Annotated in this window: 1 protein-coding gene; it reads left to right on the forward strand. The window is 61.7% G+C overall.

Annotation, left to right across the window (positions count from 1 at the left end):
• Positions 1–238: 238 nt before the first annotated feature.
• Positions 239–1,092, forward strand: an 854-nt coding sequence (locus IY392_RS09940) for a BtrH N-terminal domain-containing protein (RefSeq protein WP_194861113.1), incomplete at its 3' end; no start/stop codon positions are given.

The raw sequence follows: 1,092 nt of genomic DNA on the forward strand, positions 1-1,092 counted from the left end.
CTGCATCAACCGCCCCCGCGATTTCATGCTCAGCAAGCGAGCCATCACCCAGCAGCGTCCTTTCGTCCGGACCGATTTCGCCCATACGGGTTCTCCCGATTCCTTTCGCAATGGGTAAGCCAGTCCCGAGCGAGACTCGCACGGTCAGCGGCGGAGCCTCGACGAACGGCGCTGACATCCCACTGGCGCAGCAAGAGAGCCCGGTTCGTGCCCGCCTGCCGTTCAGAAAGGAACTCTGATGACTCGCCAGACGCTCATCGAGAACTATCCACATCGGGTCGGGGGGCACTGCGGCTCAGCCGCGATGCGAGACCTCCTGCACTGGCAAGGCCTCGGCTGGGAAGGACCGCCCGATGAAGGTCTCGTCTTCACCCTCGGGGGGTCACTTGGCCTGTCCTACTTGCGCTCGAGCGACCTCTTCCCGCCGCTTTATCTGGTAGGGAGAGACTCCGATTTCGAAGTAAATCTCCCCCATCTACTGGGCGCACAGGTCCAAGTGCTCACGACCGACGATCCCCGAGAAGGATGGTCGTGGATTAGCCAGGAGGTCGATGCCGGAAGGCCAGCCCTGATATGGGGCGACATCGCGGAGTTGCCCTACCTGCGGGTTCGGCTCCAAATGAGTCGCCACGATATCGTGGTAATTGGTTACGACGAGGCGGAGAGGATCGCCTTCGTTGTTGACAACGACCGTGCCGAGGTCCAAAAGGTTCCGTTCGACGCTCTCGCTCGAGCACGGTCGTCGATGTCATTCCCACAACCGACACGTCACACCACGTACCGCATCGCCTGGCCGCATGAGTTACCAGACCTTGCGCAGGTTGCCGCAGCGGCTTTCCGTCAATCGGCAGCGAACATGCGCCACCCAACTCCGCCAGGAGTCGTTGATCTCACGACCGCGGTGAGCGGTTCCGAAGGCTTAGCAGCGGTCGCCCAGCTCGCCGCTGATGTCCGGACTTGGTCCCATCTACCGGCTGACGAACTCGAGATCCTCTTATTCAGCTTGAGCGCTTTCATCGAGAAGGCCGGCACCGGTTGGCAGATAGGGCGAGTGGGTACCCCTGGTCCGGCGATCGGGTACTTCGATTCCGG

Source organism: Dietzia sp. SYD-A1, assembly GCF_015356725.1.
Taxonomy (GTDB): domain Bacteria; phylum Actinomycetota; class Actinomycetes; order Mycobacteriales; family Mycobacteriaceae; genus Dietzia.